1 protein-coding gene is annotated in these 573 nt (G+C 66.8%); it reads right to left on the bottom strand.

Going from position 1 to position 573, the window contains the following annotated elements:
- Nucleotides 1-573, bottom strand: a 573-nt coding sequence (locus AC0V2Y_RS28880) for a TonB-dependent siderophore receptor (protein WP_475418486.1), incomplete at both ends; no start/stop codon positions are given.

The following is a 573-nucleotide window of genomic DNA, read 5'->3' on the forward strand; positions in this document are numbered from 1 at the left end:
GGGCCAGGTAAGTGCGCTTGCTGGAGAACGGCGTGCCGTCGCCATAGCGCATCTGCGAGTTCCGGTCCAGACCCAGGGCGACCACGCGGTAGTTCAGCGTGTCGCTGGCCGTCCCGCCCAGGTCGGCGGCCACTTGCTTGCGCTGGAAGGTGCCGTACTGCACCTCGACTTCGCGCAGCGGCGTGTTGCCGGGCATCTTGCTGACGCGATTGATGATGCCGCCGGCATCGCCCTGGCCGAACAGCACCGAGGCCGGTCCGCGCAGCACATCGACACGCTCGACGCCGTAGGATTCGGTGACCGAATAGGCGGGCAAGACCAGGCCGTCGCGGTAGCCGGCGATGCCCGACGTGGCGTCGAAGCCGCGCATCAGTATCCATTCGATGCCACGCGGGTCGAAGCCCCAGTTGCTGACGGTAACACCGGGCGTATAGCGCACGGCTTCCATGATGTCCTGGGCGCCACGCGCATCCATTTCCTCGCGGCCGATGACCGACACCGACTGCGGCACTTCGAGCAGCGGCGTATCGGTCTTTGTGCCTGTCGCGCTGCGACGCGCCACATAGCCCGGTA

The sequence above is a fragment of the Janthinobacterium sp. BHSEK genome (assembly GCF_056174685.1).